At 73.2% G+C, this 19,313-nt stretch carries 16 protein-coding genes and 1 pseudogene; 9 read left to right on the top strand and 8 right to left on the bottom strand.

Features of this window, described 5'->3' with window-relative positions:
• Positions 1-33: 33 nt before the first annotated feature.
• The gene (locus IF20_RS09325) at positions 34-219 is read left to right on the top strand and encodes a hypothetical protein (protein WP_052864628.1); all 186 of its coding nucleotides are present in this window, start codon (positions 34-36) and stop codon (positions 217-219) included.
• A gap of 141 nt (positions 220-360) precedes the next feature.
• Here the strand turns inward: IF20_RS09325 and IF20_RS09320 are convergent, their stop codons facing one another.
• The 3 genes and pseudogenes from IF20_RS09320 to IF20_RS09310 form a co-directional block, all read right to left on the bottom strand.
• Positions 361-3,630, bottom strand: coding sequence for a S41 family peptidase (locus IF20_RS09320; protein WP_052864886.1), 3,270 nt, complete (start codon positions 3,628-3,630; stop codon positions 361-363).
• A gap of 198 nt (positions 3,631-3,828) precedes the next feature.
• Positions 3,829-4,170: a hypothetical protein gene (locus IF20_RS09315; protein ID WP_052864627.1), complete on the bottom strand. Its 342-nt coding sequence runs from the start codon at positions 4,168-4,170 to the stop codon at positions 3,829-3,831.
• Positions 4,171-4,187: 17 nt separating this feature from the next.
• A pseudogene (locus IF20_RS09310) lies at positions 4,188-4,415 on the bottom strand (MFS transporter); the annotation flags it as partial.
• Between the two features lie 309 nt (positions 4,416-4,724).
• On the opposite strand from IF20_RS09310, the gene IF20_RS09305 reads away from it, so the two are divergent.
• The 5 genes from IF20_RS09305 to IF20_RS09285 all read left to right on the top strand — a co-directional run bounded on the left by IF20_RS09305 (position 4,725) and on the right by IF20_RS09285 (position 9,662).
• The gene (locus IF20_RS09305) at positions 4,725-5,873 is read left to right on the top strand and encodes an energy-coupling factor ABC transporter permease (protein ID WP_052864625.1); all 1,149 of its coding nucleotides are present in this window, start codon (positions 4,725-4,727) and stop codon (positions 5,871-5,873) included.
• Position 5,874: 1 nt separating this feature from the next.
• Positions 5,875-6,636 (top strand): cobalt ECF transporter T component CbiQ, encoded by a 762-nt coding sequence (gene cbiQ / locus IF20_RS09300; protein ID WP_052864624.1) that lies wholly within the window; start codon positions 5,875-5,877, stop codon positions 6,634-6,636.
• Between the two features lie 14 nt (positions 6,637-6,650).
• Entirely contained in the window at positions 6,651-7,421 is a 771-nt protein-coding gene (locus IF20_RS09295) for an energy-coupling factor ABC transporter ATP-binding protein (RefSeq protein ID WP_052864885.1), read from the top strand.
• 121 nt (positions 7,422-7,542) lie between these two features.
• Positions 7,543-8,739, top strand: coding sequence for a serine hydrolase domain-containing protein (locus IF20_RS09290; protein ID WP_052864623.1), 1,197 nt, complete (start codon positions 7,543-7,545; stop codon positions 8,737-8,739).
• A gap of 137 nt (positions 8,740-8,876) precedes the next feature.
• Complete coding sequence (locus IF20_RS09285) at positions 8,877-9,662, top strand: SDR family NAD(P)-dependent oxidoreductase (RefSeq protein WP_052864622.1); 786 nt, start codon at positions 8,877-8,879, stop codon at positions 9,660-9,662.
• 91 nt (positions 9,663-9,753) lie between these two features.
• Here IF20_RS09285 and IF20_RS09280 read toward each other — a convergent pair whose 3' ends face one another.
• The 5 genes from IF20_RS09280 to IF20_RS09260 form a co-directional block, all read right to left on the bottom strand.
• On the bottom strand, positions 9,754-10,605 hold the full coding sequence (locus IF20_RS09280) for an EamA family transporter (RefSeq protein ID WP_052864621.1): 852 nt from the start codon (positions 10,603-10,605) through the stop codon (positions 9,754-9,756).
• Positions 10,602-11,117 carry a YbaK/EbsC family protein gene (locus IF20_RS09275; RefSeq protein ID WP_052864620.1) on the bottom strand — a complete coding sequence of 172 codons (516 nt, stop codon included), beginning with the start codon at positions 11,115-11,117 and terminating at the stop codon, positions 10,602-10,604. Before IF20_RS09275 ends, IF20_RS09280 begins: the two co-directional genes overlap by 4 nt.
• Positions 11,118-11,238: 121 nt before the next feature.
• Complete coding sequence (locus tag IF20_RS09270) at positions 11,239-12,897, bottom strand: penicillin-binding transpeptidase domain-containing protein (RefSeq protein ID WP_052864619.1); 1,659 nt, start codon at positions 12,895-12,897, stop codon at positions 11,239-11,241.
• Positions 12,898-13,201: 304 nt separating this feature from the next.
• The gene (locus IF20_RS09265; protein WP_234426584.1) at positions 13,202-14,209 is read right to left on the bottom strand and encodes a hypothetical protein; all 1,008 of its coding nucleotides are present in this window, start codon (positions 14,207-14,209) and stop codon (positions 13,202-13,204) included.
• A 756-nt stretch (positions 14,210-14,965) separates the two neighbouring features.
• On the bottom strand, positions 14,966-16,723 hold the full coding sequence (locus tag IF20_RS09260; RefSeq protein WP_052864618.1) for a dolichyl-phosphate-mannose--protein mannosyltransferase: 1,758 nt from the start codon (positions 16,721-16,723) through the stop codon (positions 14,966-14,968).
• A gap of 85 nt (positions 16,724-16,808) precedes the next feature.
• Between IF20_RS09260 and rsmI the strand changes: the two genes are divergently transcribed.
• The 3 genes from rsmI (at position 16,809) to IF20_RS09245 (ending at position 19,218) form a co-directional block, all read left to right on the top strand.
• Positions 16,809-17,678, top strand: coding sequence for a 16S rRNA (cytidine(1402)-2'-O)-methyltransferase (rsmI, locus tag IF20_RS09255; RefSeq protein WP_052864617.1), 870 nt, complete (start codon positions 16,809-16,811; stop codon positions 17,676-17,678).
• A gap of 174 nt (positions 17,679-17,852) precedes the next feature.
• On the top strand, positions 17,853-18,302 hold the full coding sequence (locus IF20_RS09250; RefSeq protein ID WP_052864616.1) for a hypothetical protein: 450 nt from the start codon (positions 17,853-17,855) through the stop codon (positions 18,300-18,302).
• Between the two features lie 46 nt (positions 18,303-18,348).
• Positions 18,349-19,218: a TatD family hydrolase gene (locus IF20_RS09245; RefSeq protein WP_052864615.1), complete on the top strand. Its 870-nt coding sequence runs from the start codon at positions 18,349-18,351 to the stop codon at positions 19,216-19,218.
• Positions 19,219-19,313: the final 95 nt, after the last annotated feature.

Here is a 19,313-nt window from a genome sequence, read left to right as displayed (position 1 = left end):
GGCATTCCGACCCCACCCCATTGGAGTGTGCACATGGGCCTCATAGACCAGTTCCACGCCAAGCAGCGGGAACTCGACGAGCGCGCACGCCGGGCGCTCGCCGACCAGGGCGCACAGCCGGTCGACCGGGCGGTCGGCCGGGTGAAGAGCATGGACCGCGTCGACCGGGAGCCCCGGACGGCCGCGAAGGGCCCCCTGGGGGACGGTCACGGGACATGAGGTCCCGGCAACTGCCGTGCACGTGAGGGGCGCACCCGCACCAGGTGCGCCCCTCACGTGTGTCGTCACGTACGGCTACGTATGTCGTCACGCGTATGTCGTCACGTCGTCACGTACGGCGCGAGCAGGGCCGGCGGTCGGTCAGCTCCGCGGCGGCAGCACAGGCCGCCGGTTGTCGGGGACGTCGGCCAGCCCCGGCGGGTCCGTCGCCGGGTGCCGCTCCAGCAGCTCCAGCGCCGTCCGCACGGCGACGCCCAGCTGCGGGTTGCGGCCCTCGGCCCACTGCAGCGGCGAGCGCAGCGCCTGGATGTCCGCCTCCACGCCGTGGTTCTCCACGTCCCAGCCGTACGCGTCGAACCACGCGGCGTTCATCGGGACGGTGATGGACGTGCCGTCGCCCAGGCGGTGCCGGCCGGTCATCCCGACCACCCCGCCCCAGGTACGCAGGCCCACCACGGGGCCGATGCCCTGGAGCTTGAAGGCCGCGATGATCATGTCGCCGTCGGAGGAGGTCATCTCGTCGGCGACCGCCACGACCGGGCCGCGCGGCGCGTTGGACACGTACGTCACCGGCTGCGCGTCCCGGGTCAAGTCCCAGCCCACGATCGTGCGGGTCAGCTTCTCGATGACCAGCTCGGAGATGTTGCCGCCCGCGTTGCCCCGCACGTCGACGATGAGCGCGGGCCGGGAGACCTCCATCCGCAGGTCGCGGTTGAACTGCGCCCAGCCGGACCCGCCCATGTCGGGGATGTGCAGGTAGCCGCACCGGCCGCCGCTCAGCTCGCGGACCACCTCGCGGCGCTTGGCCACCCAGTCCTGGTACCGCAGCGGCCGCTCGTCGATCAGCGGCACGACGGCCACCCGGCGGGGCCGCCCGTCGTCGTCCGGCGAGGTGAACGTGAGCTCGACGGTCGTGCCGCCGGCCGCCGCCAGCAGCGGGAACGGGCCCGCGACCGGGTCGACCGGGCGGCCGTCGACGTGGGTGAGCGCCGCGCCCTCGCGGATGCCCGTACCGGCCAGCGGGGAGCGGGCCTTGGAGTCGGAGGAGTCGCCGGGCAGGATGCGCTGGAGGATCCAGCGGCCGTCCCGGCACACGAAGTTGGCGCCGAGCAGGCCGATCGCGCGCTGGTAGTGCGGCGGGCCTTCGTTGCGGCGCGCCCCGGTGACGTACGCGTGCGAGGTGCCCAGCTCGCCCAGCACCTCGCGGAGCAGGTCGGCGAACTCGTCGGGGGAGGCGACCCGTTCGACCAGCGGGCGGTACTGGTCCAGCACGCCGGCCCAGTCGATGGAGCACATGCCCGGGTCCCAGAAGTAGGCGCGGACGATCCGGCCCGCCTCGTCGAACGCCTGCCGCCACTCCGCCGCCGGGTCCACGTCGTGCAGGATGCGCCGCAGGTCCAGGAAGACCGTGGAGTCGGCGTCCGGGGTGTCCGTCGCGGGCACCGACCGCAGGTCGCCCTCGTCGTTGATCACCAGGCGGGTGCCGTCGCCGCTGAGCGCATAGGAGTCCAGCGAGCTGGTCAGCTCGGTGCGCTTGGCCTTGACCAGGTCGAAGTGTTCCAGCGTCGGCTGACCGGAGGTGTTGTCGGGGTTGGCGAAGGTCTCGCCCAGCGCCCCGGAGATCGGCCAGCGCAGCCAGACCAGCCCGCCGCCGGCCACCGGCGCGAGCGCGGAGTACTTCGAGGCGGCGACCGGGAACGGCGTCACCCGGCTGGCCAGCCCCTCCACCTCCACCAGCACCGTGCCCTCGGCGGCCGTGTCCACCGGGTCCAGGCCGCCGGCCGCCGGCCGGCCCTCGGGGGAGAGCGCGAAGGGCGAGGGCGTGGCGGAGTTCAGCGGGACCAGATACGGGCGGCAGCCCAGCGGGAAGGACAGGTCGCCGGTGTGCACGTCGTAGACCGGGTCGAAGCCGCGCCAGGACAGGAAGGCCAGGTACCGGCCGTCGCGGGTGAAGACCGGCTGCTCGTCCTCGAAGCGCCCGTTGGTGACGTCCACGACCGTGCCGTCGCCCAGCTTGGCGATCTTGATCTGCCGCAGCGACCGGCCGATGCCCGGATGCGACCAGGTCAGCCACTTGGAGTCCGGCGCGAACGCCAGGTCGCGCACCGGGCCGTTCTCCGAGCGCACCAGCTCGGTGACCTCGCCCTCGCCCTCCTCGGAGGCGTCCACCAGGAGCAGCCGCCCGTCGTTGGCGGCCACCGCCAGCCGTTCGCCGTCCGGGGACGCGATCAGTTCGTGCACCCGGCCGAGCTTCCCGGCGGCGAGCCGGCGCGGGTCGCCCGGCCCGGACGCCTTGGGCAGGTCGGCGATCTCGATGGCGTCCTCGCCCACCACGTCCGTGACGTACGCGATGCGGCCGGTGTCGCCCAGCATCTCCGGCAGCCGGACCCGCACGCCCGGGGTGTCGTGGATGGTGCGCGCCGGCCCGTCGCGGTGCGTGAGCCAGTACAGGCTGCCGCGCACCCCGACCGCGCTGGCCCGGCCCGTGGTGTCCACCGCGAGGGAGGTGACGTTGGCCGCGGCCGGCACCTGATGCGTACGGCGGCCCGTGCGCGGCCCGCCGAGCCGGACCGGCAGCTTCCGCGGCACGGCGCCGGCGCTCAGGTCGTCCACCAGCCACAGCTCGCCCGCGCACTGGTAGACGATCCGCTCGCCGTCGCTGGCCGCGTGCCGGGCGTAGAAGTCCGCGTGATCGGTGTGGCGGCGCAGGTCCGTGCCGTCGGGGAGGCAGGAGTAGACGTTGCCGACGCCCTCGTGGTCGGAGAGGAAGGCGATCCGGCCGCCGACGAACATCGGCGAGTCCAGATGGCCGTCGATCTCCGGCACCAGCTGCGTGCCGTGCAGCCACAGCCGTCCCGTCGCGCCGCCTCTGTACCGCTTCCAGGACGCGGGCTCGTGCGGCGGCGTGCCGCTGAGCAGCAGCGTCTGCCGCTCGCCCGCGAGGTCGGCGACCGCGATGTTCGACACCGGGCCCCACGGCAGGCGGCCGCCCGGACTGCCGTCCGTGGGCAGGCTGTACGCCCAGGAGTAGTACGAGAACGGCTGGCCGTGCGAGGACACCGCGAGGATGTCGCCGTCCGGGGTCCAGCCGCACACCCGGGCGTCCACGCTGCCCCAGAACGAGAGCCGGCGGGCCGGGCCGCCCTCGGCCGGCACCACGTGGACCTCCGGGTCCAGGCTGCGCCATGTCGTGAAGGCGATCTCGCTGCCGTCGGGGGAGAAGCGCGGGTGGCTCACGCGGGTGCGGTCCACCGTCAGCCGCCAGGCGCGGGGCGGCTCGGCGTCCTCGGGCACCACCGGCGCGACCCACAGGTCGTCCTCGGCCGCGAAGCACACCAGGTCCCCGTGAATATGGGGAAAGCGCAGGTAGGAACCGCTGGTGGCACCCCCGTCCGGCTTGACCGGCCGCAAGCGGCCACGGGCCGGTGCGGGGGCGGACTGCGTCTCCGGGGACGGCTCGGCGGCCTCCTGTGCGTCGCTCACCCGTCCATCGTTTCGGCCCGGACAGGCCGCGGCAACTCGACTTGCACAACTCGTCCCCAGGGTGACAGCGCGTGGCACCGTGCCCCGCGCTTCCTGCCGGGCGTACGCCGATGCCGGGCACGGCTCTCAGACGGCGGTGCGTTCCTGGGCCGACTCGCCCTCGTCGAGGAGGCGCGCCGCCATGGTGTCCAGCGCCCGGTCCAGGCCGGCCCGGTCCGCGGGGTCGGCGATGTCCCAGTCCTCCAGGTGCCCGTCGAGCCACCGCCGCCAGGCCGCGCCCAGCCGGTCGATCTCCGTCCGCCCGGCCGGGGTGAGCGCCAGCGCGTCCCCGTCCCGGGTGAGCAGCCCGGCGGCCACCGTGTGGTCGATCACCGGCCGGGCCTGTGCGGCGGGCAGTGCGTGCAGGCCCTGCGGGCTCTGCGCCGCCTCGGCCGGCACGCCGGGCACCTTCGCCAGCGCCTCCTTCACGTTCGGCTCCAGCTGCCCGCGAGCCCGGCCGGCACCGAGCCGCCGACGAACACGACGGCGCTGAGCTGGAAGACGATCTTGCGGCCGAAGAGGTCGCCGAACTTGCCGACCAGCACCGTGGCGACGGTCTCGGCCAGCAGATAGGCGGTCACCACCCACGCCATGTGCCCGCCGCCGCCCAGGTCGGCGACGATCGTGGGCAGCGCGGTGGAGACGATCGTCTGGTCCAGGGCCGCGAGCAGCATGCCGAGCACGATCGTGACGAAGACGAGGTTCGTGCGGCGGCGGCTGAGCGCGGGCGGGGCGGTCGGAGCCTCCGCGCGGTGGTGGCCGATGTCATACGGCAGACCTTCGGACGAGCGACGGGGAGGGCGCGGGTTCCCCTCAGCTTCACCGATAACCACCGGCTTGCCACCTTTTGCGCGCGCCCGGATGCCCGCCCGGCGTATCCGTCCGCCGCGTGCGCCACCGTCCCGCATCATGGGCGCTCTTGCACATGATTTGCAGTACGACCACCATGGGTGGGTTACCGGCCACGAGCGGAGAAACCAGCCATGCATGTCCCCGACGGATTCATCAACGCCCCGGTCTCGGTGGCGACCGGTGCGGTCGCCGCGGCCGCCGTCGCGGTCAGTCTGCGCGGCGCCCGCCGCGAGCTGGGCGGCGACGGCCTGGGCGGCGAGCGCACCGCGCCCCTCGCGGGCCTGGTCGCCGCGTTCATCTTCGCCGTGCAGATGCTGAACTTCCCCGTCGCCGCCGGTACCAGCGGCCACCTCCTGGGCGGGGCACTCGCGGCGATACTCGTGGGCCCCTACACAGGGGTCCTGTGCGTCTCCGTCGTCCTCCTCATGCAGGGCGTCCTCTTCGCCGACGGCGGCCTCACCGCGCTCGGCGTCAACATCACCGACATGGCGATCACCACCACCGTCGTCGCCTACCTGCTCTTCCGCGGGCTGGTGAAGGTGCTGCCCCGTAAGCGCCGCTCGATCACCGTCGCGAGCTTCGTCTCCGCGCTGGTCTCCGTCCCCGCCGCGGCCCTGGTCTTCACCCTGATCTACGCGCTCGGCGGCACCGCGGACGTCTCCACCGGCAAGGTGCTGACCGCCATGGTCGGCGTGCACGTCCTCATCGGCATCGGCGAGGCGGCCATCACCGCGCTCACCGTCGGCGCGGTCATCGCCGTACGGCCCGACCTGGTGTACGGCGCCCGCGGCCTCAGCAAGCCGCTGGAGCTGAAGGTCGCCCCCGTCGCGGTCCCGGCCGCCCCGGGCGCGCCCCGCACCGAGCCCGCCGCGGCCGCCGCCCCCGCCGCCGCTTCCGAGGCCGCCGAGGCCGAGCCCAAGAGCCCCGCGCCGGCCGCCGCGCCCCGCTCCACCAAGCGCGTCTGGCTCGCCGGCGTCGCCGCAGCGCTGGTCTGCGCCGGCGGCATCAGCTACTACGCCTCCGCCAGCCCCGACGGCCTGGAGAAGGTCGCCCACGACCAGGGCATCGACAAGCAGGAGAAGGACCACGCCGCCAAGGACTCCCCGCTCGCCGACTACAGCGTCAAGGACATCACCGACGCGCGGCTCTCCGGCGGCCTGGCCGGCGTGATCGGCGTCGGCGCGACCCTGGCCGTCGGCAGCGGCGTCTTCTTCGTCGTCCGCCGCCGCCGGGACACGGACCCGGCCGTCACCGACGAGCGCACCCCCGAGCGGGTCTGACATGGGCGCCGGCCACTCCCACAAGCTCTACCGGCACGGGCACTCACCCGTGCACGCGCTCCCCGCGCACTGCAAGATCGCCGCCGTCTTCGCCTTCGTGCTGATCGTCGTGTCCACCCCGCGCGAGGCGGTCTGGGCCTTCGGGCTGTACGCGGTGCTTCTCGCGGCCGTCACGGTGGCGGCCCGGCTCCCGGCCGGCTTCGTCCTCAAGCGCCTGCTCATCGAGGTCCCGTTCGTGGCCTTCGCGCTCCTCATGCCCTTCGTGGCCGAAGGTCCGCGCCTCCACGTCCTCGGCATGTCGCTCAGCGAGTCCGGCCTGTGGGGCGCCTGGAACATCCTCGCCAAGGGCACCCTCGGCGTCGCCGCCTCCGTACTGCTGGCCGCCACCACCGAGCTGCGCAATCTGCTCCTCGGCCTGCAGCGCCTGAAGATGCCGCCGCTGCTGGTACAGATCGCGTCCTTCATGATCCGGTACGGCGACGTGATCACCGACGAGATGCGCCGGATGCGCATCGCCCGCGTCTCACGCGGCTTCGAAGCGCGCGGCGTACGCCACTGGGGCGTCCTCGCCAAGTCCGCCGGCGCGCTCTTCATCCGCTCCTACGAGCGCGGCGAACGCGTCCACCTGGCCATGGTCAGCCGCGGTTACGCCGGCACCGTGCCGGTCACCGACGAGGTGACCGCCGACCGCGCCCAGTGGACGTCCGCCGCCGCCCTCCCCCTCGCCGCACTCGCCGTCTGCCTGCTGGGATGGACGCTATGACCCCGATGGACCCCATGAGCCCGCACGACAGCACCACCGCCCCGTCCCTGGAGGTCGCCGGCCTCGCGTACGCCTACCCCGACGGCCACCAGGCCCTCTTCGGCGTCGACCTGACCGTGGCCCGCGGCGAGCGGGTGGCCCTGCTCGGCCCGAACGGCGCCGGCAAGACCACCCTCGTCCTGCACCTCAACGGCATCCTCGAAGCGGGCGCGGGCTCCGTCGCCGTCGCCGGCCTCCCCGTGGCCAAGCGGAACCTCGCCGAGATCCGCCGCCGCGTCGGCATCGTCTTCCAGGACCCCGACGACCAGCTGTTCATGCCGACCGTCCGCGAGGACGTCGCGTTCGGCCCGGCCGCCGCCGGGCTGCGCGGCGCGGAACTGGAGGAACGGGTCACCGAGGCGCTCGACCGGGTCGGCATGGCCGGCTTCGCCGACCGCCCGCCGCACCACCTCTCCTTCGGCCAGCGCCGCCGGGTCGCGGTCGCCACGGTCCTCGCCATGCGCCCCGAGATCCTCGTCCTGGACGAGCCCTCCTCCAACCTCGACCCGGCCTCCCGCCGTGAACTCGCCGACGTGCTGCGGTCCCTGGACGTCACCGTCCTGATGGTCACGCACGACCTCCCGTACGCGCTGGAGCTGTGCCCCCGCTCGGTCGTCCTGTCCGGCGGGGTCATCGCGGCGGACGGCCGTACGCAGGACCTGCTCTGCGACGCCGACCTGATGGCCGCCCACCGGCTCGAACTTCCCTTCGGTTTCGATCCCCGTTCGGTGACCGCCCCCGTGTGACGGTTCCCGGTACGCGCTGTGACCCTCCCCACGGGCAGCGGGTTCCTGGTCATCAGCACTGATCGGCGCGTTGCACCATGGATGGGTCACAAACGCGACGGATGAGTGGGAAGCGGGAACAGTGGTGGACGTCCACGGCACGGTCGAGGCCGGCTACGAGCCGGTCCGCGATGCCTTCGCGGCGAACTTCGCGCGGCGCGGCGAGCGGGGGGCGGCCGTCGCCGCGTACCGGCACGGGCGCAAGGTCGTGGATCTGTGGGCGGGCGACCGCGACGGCGCCGCCGCTGCCGGGGACGACGGTGGTCCCCGGGCTCCCTGGGAAGAGGGCACCGCGCAGGTCGTCCGGTCCGCGACCAAGGGCGTCGCCGCCGTCGTCCCGCTCCTCCTCCACCAGCGCGGGCAGCTGGACCTGGACGCGCCGGTCGGCACGTACTGGCCCGAGTACAAGGCCGCCGGCAAGGAACGCACGCTCGTCCGCCACCTGCTCTCGCACCGGGCCGGCGTGCCGGTCCTGGACACCCCGCTCACCCCTGCCGAGGCTGCCGACGGGGTCAGCGGCCCGGCCGCGGTCGCCGCGCAGGCGCCGGCGTGGGCCCCCGGCACGGACCACGGCTACCACGCCCAGACGTTCAGCTGGCTCCTCGCCGAGCTGGTGCTGCGGGTCACCGGCCGCTCGATCGGCACGTTCGTGGCCGAGGAGATAGCCGGGCCGCTCGGCCTGGACCTGTGGATCGGCCTCCCCGAGGCGGAGGCCGCCCGCGGCCGGGCCGGCCGGCTCGCCGAGATCACCCCGCCGCCGGCGCCCGCGGGCACGGGCCTGAAGGTACGGCCCAAGCGCGCCGTCGCCGAGGCGTACGAGGACCCCACGTCGCTGACCCGCCGGGCCTTCGCGGCGATCACCCCGCACGCCGACGAGAACGACCCGGCCTTCCGGGCGGCCGAGCTGCCCGGCTCCAACGGCATCGCGACGGCCCGCTCGCTGGCCCGCCTGTACGCGGCCCTCATCGGCCCGGTCGACGGCCACCCGCGCCTCTTCGCGCCCGCGACGCTGACGCTGGCCCGTACCGAGGAGTCCGCCGGCCCGGACCGTACGCTCGTCGCCCCCTCCCGCTTCGGCCTCGGCTACATGCTGCACGGCCCCGCTGCCCCGCTGCTGGCGCCCGGCTCCTTCGGCCACCCCGGCCGCGGCGGCGCGCTCGCCTTCGCCGACCCCGAATCCGGCACGTCCTTCGGGTACGTCACCAACGGCATGCAGAAGAACGTCACGGCCGACCCCCGCGCGCAGGCGCTGGTCCGGGCGCTCCGCACGACGCTCTGAGGACCGCGCCGGGCGAGGGCCCGGTCCGGGCCCGCCCGCGTACGCCGAAAACGCGCCGCCACTGTGCGAAAGGGTTGCGGGCCCGCACCGGTACGTCAAAAATCAACAACCTCGGACACCACGCGAAAGGGGCGAGCGTGCGGCGTTTTGAAGGTTATGGGGTATTGATCACCGGCGCGGGCCGCGGCATCGGCGCCGCCACCGCCCGCCGACTCGCCGACGAGGGCGCCGGCGTGCTGGTCACCGACCTGAACGGCGACCGCGCCGAGGAGGCCGCCGCCGAGATCCGCAAGAACGGCGGCACCGCCGAGGCCTGGCCCTGCGACGTCGCCGACCGCGACGCCGTCGAGTCCGCCGTGGCCCGCGCCGCGGACTGCTTCGGACGCCTTGACGTGCTCGTCAACAATGCCCTGTCCTGCCACCCCGACACCCCCGCCTTCGAGGACCAGCCGGACGACACCTGGCAGCGCGACCTGGACATCACGCTCACCGGCGCGTTCAGGTGCGCCCGCGCCGCGATGCCGCACCTCGCGGCCGCCGGCGGGCGCGGCGCGATCGTCAACATCGGTTCGGTCAACGCCGAGCAGTACTTCACCAACCACGCGTACAGCGCCGCGAAGGCGGGCCTGGCGAGCCTGACCCGCACCCTCGCCGTGCAGAACGCCGCCCGCGGGGTCCGGGTGAACCTCGTCCACCCCGGCACCGTGCACACCCCGAACTGGGACGGCCGCGAGGACGTACTGGAGCGGGCCGCGCCGGTCTACCCGCTGGGCCGGGTCGGCGAGCCCGAGGACATCGCCGCCGCCGTGGCGTTCCTGGCGTCCTCGGACGCCTCGTGGATCACGGGCGTCGCCCTGCCCGTGGACGGCGGCCTCCTCGTCAGCAACGCGGCGCTGGTGAGTGCCATGACGGGCGCCGGCTGACGGCGGCCTCCGGAGGAGCGGTTCGACCTCCGAAGGGGCGGGGCGCCTCCGGAGGGGGCGGGGGCGGCCGGCTCTTCGTGTGGAGCGTCGGTCAGCCCGTGTGCAGCATCAGGCCGATGCCCACCACCATCAGGCCCGCCGCGGCGATGCGCGGCGCGCCGAACCGCTCCTTCAGGAAGATGGCACCGATCGCCGCACCGACGATGATCGAGGACTCGCGGAGCGCCGCGATCGGCGCGAGCGGCGCGCGGGTCTGGGCCCACAGGACCAGCCCGTACGCGAACACCGACAGCACCCCGCCCAGCAGCCCGCGGACCGCGAACGGGCGCAGCTCGGTGAAGAGCGCCCGGCGCCGGGTGGCCAGCGCGTACGCCGGGATCGCGAGGCCCTCCAGGAGCATCAGCCAGCCGATGTAGCCCAGCGACGTACCGGACGCGCGGACGCCGACCCCGTCGACCGTCGTGTACGAGGCGATGGCCAGGCCCGTGGCGACCGCGGCGATGATCGCGGGCCAGTGCGGGCGCGTACCGGAGCCGCGGATGCCCCACAGCGCGACGCCGAGGAGGCCGGCGGACGCCACGGCGACGCCGGTCAGCGCCCAGGCGTCGGGCAGCTCGCCCACGAAGACGGCGGCGAGGACGGTGACCACGAGCGGGGCGGTGCCGCGCGCGATCGGATACATCTGCCCGAAGTCGCCGAGCCGGAAGGACCGCATGAGCAGGGCCTGGTAGACGACGTGCAGCAGCGCGGAGGCGAGGAGGAGCGGCCAGGAGCCGGCGGCGGGCAGCGGGGAGACGGCGGCGAGCACCACGCCGCAGACGGCGCCGCCGCTGCCGACGAGGGTGAAGGCCAGGAGCTGGTCGCGGATGCCGTGGGCGATCGCGTTCCAGCCGGCGTGGGTGACCGCGGCGGTCAGGACGGCGGCGACGACGAGCGGGGTCACGCGGTCTGCTCGCGGACGTCCACGACGCGGCCGCCCGCGTACTCGATCAGCGACTTCGGATCGAGCGGGAAGACGGTGTGCGGGGTGCCGGCGGCGGCCCAGACCGTGCCGTGCGCGAGCAGCCCCCGGTCGGCGAGGACGGTCGTCCGCGTGCGGTGTCCGAAGGGCGGTACGCCGCCGATCGCGTACCCGGTGGTCTCCCGCACGACCGCGGCGTCCGCCCGGCCCACGTGACCGGCGCCCAGCTCGGCGCGGACCTTCTCCACGTCCACCCGCGACGCCCCGTCCACCAGGACCAGCACCGGCACTCCTCCCCCACTGCTGGACGCGTGGGGGGACCCCCATGCCGCGAAGACGAGTGACTTCACGATCTCGGCGGGCGCGCAGCCGACGGCGGCCGCGGCCTGCGCCGCGGTGCGGGTCGCGGCGGGGAAGCGGCGTACCGGGACTTCGAGGCCCAGCTCGCGCAGCGCCTCGGCGAACAGGGGGTGAGCGTCGGCTGAAGTACTCATGGCCCGCACGCTAGCGAAAGCTGTACGGGCCATGCGACCGGGAAAAGACCGGGAAAACCGGGAAAGGGGGCCGTCCGCGATGCGGACGACCCCCCTTCCCGAGGGCACGGTGCTGCTCGCGTCAGCCCTGGTTCAGGATGGCGCGGACGACCGGGCCCGCGTTGTCGCCGCCGTGTCCGCTGGCGGGGACCACCGCGGCCGCCGCGATGTCGTCTCGGTAGGCGGTGAACCAGGCGTTCGGCTTCTTCTGGTTGTCGACCTCGGCCGAACCCGTCTTGGCGCCGATGTCACCGCTGAGGCCCGACATCGCCTTGGCGCCGGTGCCGGAGGTGGCCGTCAGCTTCATCAGGTACTTCAGCGCGGACGCGGTGTCCGGCTTCATGTTGCGCGACGCCTTGGCCAGCGACCGGTGGTCGAGGTCCGGGGACACGATGTACGGCTGGTGGAAGCTGCCGGACTGGACGGTCGCCGCGATGGAGGCGACGTTCAGCGGGTTCATGCGGACCCCGCCCTGGCCGATGAGCGAGGCGGCCATCTGCGCGTCGCTCTGCACCGGCACGTTGCCGTCGAAGCTGGGGATGCCGGTGTTCCAGGTCCGGCCGAGGCCGAAGACGTCCCGGGCCTGCTTGGTCAGGTCGTCGTCGCTGAGCTTCTTGGCCTGCGAGATGAAGGCGTTGTTGCAGGAGGCGGCGAAGCTCTGCGCGAAGGTGCCGTTCTTGATCTCGGACTTGTTGAGGTTCTGGAACTTCCAGCCGCCGTACGTCACGTACTTCGGGCAGGGATGCGTCTTGTTCGGCGAGGTCAGGCCCTTGTCGATGAGCATCGACGAGGTGACGACCTTCATCGTGGAGCCGGGCGCGAGCGAGCCCTGCGTGGCGACGTTGAAGCCCTTGGTGGGCGAGTTGGCGATGGCCAGGATCTCGCCGGTGCTGGGCTTGACCGCGACCGCGGACGCCTTGCTCTTCGTGGCGACCGCCTTCTGCGCCGCGGCCTGCACCTTGACGTCCAGGGTGGTCTTCAGCGTGCCGGGGGTGCCCTTGGAGAGGACCTTCAGCGTCTGGTCCGGCTTCTGCGCGGCCTTGTCGCCGCTCTTGGCGCGCTGGATGAAGAACTCCACGCCCGGCTTCCCGCCGGCCTTGTCGCCGTACTTCGTCCGCAGGCTGTCCAGCACGCCGGCCAGCTCCGGGTTGGTCTCCTTGGAGATCTCCTTGCCGTTGCGGTCCACGGCCTTGATGGGCGGCGCCTCGCCCGCGCCCGTACGGAGCGTGTCGCCCTCGGACAGGCCGGGGTGCACGATCGTGGGCTGCCAGTCGACGACCGGCTCGCCGGTCTTCTTGTCGCGCTCGACGGTCAGCGAGGTGTTGTAGGAGACGGCGGCCCGCTGGTTCTTGTACGCGATCTGCCCGGCCACCTCGTACGGCACCGTGTCACCCTTACGAGCGGTCGGCGTGAGCGTCACCTTGGCGAAGTGGGCCTGCTCGGTGACGCCGGTCAGCGCGGTGGTGGCGGCCTCGGCGTCGTCGGTGAGCTTCGCGGCCTTCGCCACGTCGCCCGACTGCCAGGCGTCCAGGAAGCCGGTCGCGGCGGTCTTCACCTCCCGCGCGGACAGCGGCCCGGTCTTCACCGAGGGCTCGCCCGCGCCCGGCTTGCCGTCCGCCGCCATGACTTCCTGCTGCGGGGCCTCGTCATCGGAACTCCCCATCAGGGTGTACCCGCCGACGCCTCCCGCGACGAGGGCGATCGCCCCGCCGATCAGCCCGTACCTCACCTCGCGGCGCATGACTTACGTTCCCCTCCCGAAGAAGCCTGGTCGTCCTTGGGACACGCACACAAGAACGTGCAGCGCACTCTATGGGACACGGGGTATTGGAGTGACCCTCGCGCATCTCGTTCCGGCATCGGTCCGGTGACACACAGTCGATGCGCCGGTCACGGAAAAGTCACAGCAGATCCCGGTGTACTCACCACACGCCCACCGTGCCCAGGCACGCGACCCCTTCCGCCGCTACCGGCCGCCCTCTGGACCGCCCGCGGGACCGCCACGCATGGTTTCCCTCACACGTCGCCCGGCCCCCTCCGACCTGTTACGGTGCCCCGCCTTCCGAGACGCCGGGGTGCAGTTCGATGCGGATGGAGTCGTCGTCCTCGATGACGTACGTCGGATCGGTGTCGCGGTCGAAGCCCATGGGGATCAGGTAGTAGCGGTCATGGCGTTCCACGAGGAGGCGCAGGCCCGTGTAGCGGTACCGGTAATGCTTGTTCTTCCCGAGGTCCACCGGCGCGTCCAGGCCGGGCGGTCCGGTCATGCTCAGCAGCTCGGTGCTGAACACCACGACGGGCACGCGCCGGGCCACCCCGGCGGCGTCCGCCTCCGCGTCCGTCTGCCCCAGGTGCCCGGCCACCAGAGCGATCAGCCACATTCCGAAGATCCCCGCGACCGCGAGCGGAATCGCCCGGTACCGGACCGGATGTCCGGCGCGCGGCCCCGGCGGGACGGCTCCGGTCTGCCCGAGGATCAGGCCGCACAGCACCACCAGCGGAGCGATCCAGGTATGGGGCGCGAGATGAGGCCAGAGAAACAGCAGGGTGATTCCGAAGGCGACGACGAAGAGGTGCCCTCTCGCGATCACGGCGCCGGCTCGCTGCAGGATGCGGAGGACCACCGCGGGCACGCCCAGCGAGGTCAGGAATTCCGGAACCCTGGGCAGGAAGGCGACGAGTGCCAGCGTCGTGAGGACGGGAAGCGTCATCAGGCGCAGGCTCGTCACGGCCAGTTCCAGCGCGTCGAATCCGACGGTGAACGTGTCGATGTGGAAGTAGCCGTAGTACGAGGCGTTGTGCATGAGCCCCGCGTAGAGCATCAGCGCGAGGAAGAAGGAACTGGCGCCCAACGCCGTGTTCGCGAGTTCGATGAAGCGGCCGGACCGGGCGGTGGCCGCGGGGCCCGCGGCCTCGTCCGGGCCCGTACCGGTTCCCCGTCGGCGGCCCGACAGCCTTTCCAGGAAGGCTTCCAGGCGCCGGGCGTCCGACGCGAGCCGGGCGCGCAGGCGCTGCCGGCGGGTGCGGGAGGCCGGGGGCGCGTCGTCGGTCATCGGTCTGCTCAGGGCTGCGAGGGTTCCGCCGACGGTGCGGGTGTGGCCCGGCACGCCGCCGACGAGGAGTCCTGCCCGCAGGAGGGGGGCGGAGGGGCGCTGGACGCAGGGGGCGGAACGATGCCCGGGGTGGTGGCCGGAGCGCTCGTGGCGGGAGGGGAGTTGTGCGGCGGGACGGGACCGACGCCCGGATCGTCCGTGCTTTCCGCGTCGTGGTCCACGCGGGCCGGGGCATGGCTCGCGTCCCCCGGCCCCTGGCTCCTGCCGGGGTCGGGCCCCGACACCGGCGGAACGTCCGTCTCCCCGCCCCTGGGCAGCTCACCGGGTGACAGACCGGGCGACGCCCCGCTGTCCCCGTAGCTCTGCGCGGGACCGGGCGGCGTCTCCTCGCCTCCGTCCGGCTGGTTCCCGCACCCCGCGAGCAAGAGGACCGATGTGGCGGCCAGGCAAGCGAGCGCCCTCCCGAAGGGTTTCCGTCCCGGTGCGCGCACGACATTCCCCGTTCCCTTGCGCCCGCGGCACGGCGCGGCCGGAAGCGTCCGGTCCGCCCCTTTCGCCTGCGGGTTTTTCCTCCTGCTACCGCGTCCCAGCAAGGCACGGCGGTCAGGGCGCGGCAACCCGATCAGGCAAAGGCGGCGCCACAAGGGGATCGCCGGCGTACTGGTGGCTCACGGAAACACTCGCCCCCCGTACGCCAGCTGCGCTACGCGAAGCTGGACGGCTGCCCCACGTGTCGAACCCCACTCAGGTGTGCGGCTACACCCACGTATCCAGCCACATCCGGCCCTGCCACGCCGACTTGGGGATGGGGAGGCCCGTGTAGACCGGGTAGAAGTAGATGAAGTTCCACACGATGAGCAGGACCAGGACGCCTGCCGCTACGATGCCCGCCGCTCGGCGGCGTTCGCCGGTGAGGAGGGCGCCCGGTTCCGTGGTGGGTTCGGTGGGGCGGCCGATGAGGGCGCCGAGCATCATGGCCAGGGCCAGGCAGAGGAACGGGACGAAGACCACCGCGTAGAAGAGGAAGATCGTGCGCTCCTGGTAGAGGAACCAGGGGAGGTACCCGGCGGCGACGCCGCAGGCGATCGCGCCCGCCCGCCAGTCGCGCTGGAACAGCCAGCGGTAGAGGACGTAGAGCAGTGCGAAGCAGGCGGCCCACCACAGGAGCGGGGTGCCGAGCGCGAGGACCTCGCGGGCGCAGCCCTCGGCGGCGGTGCAGCCGTCCTGGCCGGCCTTCGGGTCCTCGTAGAAGTAGGAGACCGGGCGGCCGAGGACCAGCCAGCTCCAGGGGTTGGACTGGTAGGTGTGGGTGGACGTCAGGTGGGTGTGGAACTCGTAGACCTCGTGCTGGTAGTGCCACAGGCTGCGCAGCCAGTCGGGCAGCCAGGTCCAGCCGCCGGCGCGGCCTTCGGGGGTGGTGGCCCAGTCGCGGTAGTAGCCGCCCTTGGTGGCGATCCAGCCGGTCCAGGAGGCGAGGTAGGTGGCCGCGGCGAGGACCACGGTGGAGAGGAAGGCCGGTACGACGTCGCAGCGGAGGGCCGAGCGGTACGGGTGGCGGGCGCCGGCGGTGCGGCGGGCGCCGGCGTCCCACAGGACCGACATCAGGGCGAAGGCGGCGAGGAAGTACAGGCCGTTCCACTTGGTGGCGCAGGAGAGGCCGAGGCAGAGCCCGGCCAGCAGCCGCCAGGGTCGCCACCCGAGGCCCAGCCGGTCGCCCACCTTCTCGTCGGGGCGGGCCAGGCCGTCCTCGCCCGTCGGCAGCGCGGCGGCGAGCCGGGCCCGGGTGCGGTCCCGGTCGACGAGCAGGCAGCCGAACGCGGCCACGACCCAGAACATGACGATGAGGTCGAGCAGCGCGGTACGGCTCATGACGAAGTGCAGGCCGTCCACCGCGAGCAGCAGGCCCGCCAGGCAGCCGAGGACGGTGGAGCGCAGCAGACGGCGGCCGATGCGGCAGATCATCAGCACGGAGAGCGTGCCGAGCAGGGCCGTCATGAAACGCCAGCCGAACGGGTTCATGCCGAAGGCCCACTCGCCCAGCGCGATCATCCACTTCCCGAGGGGCGGGTGGACGACGTAGGAGTGCTCGGGGCTGAGGAGGAGGCGTGACGGATCGCCGACCAGGGCGTCGTTGGCGTTCTTCGCCCAGGTGCCCTCGTAGCCGTACTGCAGCAGGGACCAGGCGTCCTTGGGGTAGTACGTCTCGTCGAATATCACCTTGTCCGGGCTGCCGAGGCGCCAGAAGCGCAGGATGCCGGCGAGGAGTGCGACGAGCAACGGCAGGCCCCACGCGGCCAGGCGGGCCGTGCGGGGGGAGACCTGCGGGGTGGGGAAGGGCGCGAGCAGCCGGGTGCGCACGTCCCGCTCCGGGCGCGCGGTGTAGCCGAAGCGGCGCAGCCGCCGCAGCCAGGCGGTCGGCGCCAGGACGCCGCCGTGGGGCGCCCGCGCGGCGGCCGCCGGGGGCCGGCCGCGGTCGTCGGCGCGCCGGTCGTTGGTCGCGGTGTCACTCGTCACCGGGCCATCGTAGGGAAGCGGCCTGTGAGAGGCCCGTCTCCCCGCGCGGCGGGAAGGATGCCGGCAGGCCTGAAAGGATGGGGCCGTGACTGGAACGCTCGTACTCGCAGGGACCCCCATCGGCGACACCGAGGACGCTCCGCCGCGGCTGGCCGCCGAGCTGCTCGCCGCCGACGTGATCGCGGCCGAGGACACCCGCAGGCTCCGCCGGCTGACGACGGCGCTGGGGGTGCACACCACGGGCCGGGTGGTGTCGTACTTCGAGGGGAACGAGTCGGCGCGCACCCCGGAGCTGGCCGAGGCGCTCGAAGGCGGGGCGCGGGTGCTGCTGGTCACCGACGCGGGCATGCCCTCCGTCTCCGACCCCGGCTACCGGCTGGTGGCCGCGGCCGTCGAACGCGGCGTGAAGGTGACGGCCGTGCCGGGCCCGTCGGCCGTGCTCACCGCGCTCGCCGTGTCCGGGCTGCCGGTGGACCGGTTCTGCTTCGAGGGCTTCCTGCCGCGGAAGGCGGGGGAGCGGACCGGGCGGCTGAAGGAGGTCGCCGCGGAGCGCCGCACACTCGTGTACTTCGAGGCGCCGCACCGGCTGGCCGACGCGCTCGCCGCCATGGCGGAGGTCTTCGGCCCGGAGCGGCGCGGCGCCGTCTGCCGCGAGCTGACCAAGACGTACGAGGAGGTGCGCCGCGGGCCGCTCGGGGAGCTGGCCGAATGGGCGGCCGAGGGGGTGCGCGGCGAGATCACGATCGTGGTGGCGGGCGCGCCCGAGCCGGGCCCGGCCGACCTGGGCCCTGAGGAGCTGGTGCGCCGGGTGCGGGTCCGTGAGGAGGCCGGCGAGCGGCGCAAGGAGGCCATCGCGGGGGTGGCGGCAGCGGCGGGCGTACCCAAGCGCGAGGTCTTCGATGCCGTCGTGGCGGCAAAGAACGCGGAGCGTGGTGATTCTCGCGCGGGTAAATGACGGGTCTGGAAGGTAAAGCGGAGGTCGTCCCGGCGAGGTCTTTCGTCTCGCCCCGCCCAAATCTGGGCCAACAGGGAGAACCTTTGCTGCATCGCAGCTCGGAAAGGCGTCCACTGGAGGTGGGACGTTCCGTCCCGAGAGCGAGAGCTTGTCCGGCGGACAAGAGGAGCTGCGATGACTGAACCTGTGGGAACCACGAGCGGGACCCGGCACACGACCCGGACCGAAGCCTCCGCACACGAGGCCTACTCCTTCGCCTGCATGCACTGCGGGCACGGCTGGGAGCAGGCCTACGACATCGAGCACCACGTGGACGTGTCCGGTGAGCCGCGCGTCGTCTACTACGCCGACGGCGAGCGAGTCCCCTCACCGCTGACCCGGCCCACCTGCCGCCAGTGCGGCGGGCACATAGTCCGGATCATGCGGGCCGGTCAGGTTTCCATGGTCTCGGCGGCCGCCGAGCGGCTCTACGCGCCGCGCAAGCCGCAGCCCACGACCGGCCCGGCCGGCGACCCCGGTGACGCCGGTGACGCCGGGGGATCGGTGGACGGCGCGCCGGAGCGGCACGGCCACCACTGGCACCTGTCCGACCTGCTGCACCCGTTCCAGCACCACCGCAGGTGAGGACCTGAGCCGCGGCCGGGCCCGTACGCCCTCGTAGGATCGCGGCATGAGCTCCAAGGACGCACCGCCGCCGCTGCCCGAACCGCTCGGGGTCTCCGTGGCGGACTCCCACACCCACCTGGACATGCAAACGGGCACGGTCGAGGAAGCGCTCACCAAGGCCGCGGCCGTCGGCGTGACGACGGTGGTCCAGGTGGGCTGCGACGTGAACGGCTCGCGCTGGGCCGCGGAGACCGCCGCCGCGTACGACGCGGTGCACGCGGCGGTGGCGCTGCATCCGAACGAGGCGCCGCGGATCGTGCTGGGGGATCCTGACGGATGGTCGCGGCAGGGGGCCAGGGAGGCCGGTGGCGACGCGGCGCTGGACGAGGCGCTCGCGGAGATCGACGCGCTCGCCGCGCTGCCGCACGTCCTGGGCGTCGGCGAGACCGGCCTCGACCACTTCCGTACCGGCCCCGAGGGCATGGCAGCGCAGGAACGGTCCTTCCGCGCGCACATCGAGATCGCCAAGCGGCACGGCAAGGCGCTGGTCATCCACGACCGCGAGGCCCACGACGACGTGCTGCGGGTGCTGCGCGAGGAAGGCGCGCCCGAGCGGACCGTCTTCCACTGCTACTCCGGCGACGCCGAGATGGCGAAGGTGTGCGCCGAGGCCGGCTACTTCATGTCCTTCGCCGGCAACGTGACCTTCAAGAACGCCCAGCCGCTGCGGGACGCGCTCGCCGTCGCCCCGGCGGAACTGGTGCTGGTGGAGACCGACGCCCCGTTCCTGACGCCCGCGCCGTACCGCGGTCGGCCTAACGCTCCGTACCTCATTCCGGTCACGCTCCGGGCCATGGCCGAGGTCAAGGGGATGGACGAGGACGCGCTGGCCACGGCCGTCGCCGCCAACACCGCCCGGGCATTCGGGTACTGAGCCGGAGTCGGCGGCCACTTTCCGTAGCCGTACGACTTTGGGGAGTGATACTCCTCTCCGCTACATTCCGGCCCGTCAACCGGTTCCGGGCACGT

The sequence above is a fragment of the Streptomyces niger genome, from assembly GCF_000718305.1.
GTDB lineage: Bacteria > Actinomycetota > Actinomycetes > Streptomycetales > Streptomycetaceae > Streptomyces > Streptomyces niger.
The sequence above is the reverse complement of the archived record's forward strand: the minus strand, read 5'-3'. Positions and strand labels throughout refer to the sequence as shown.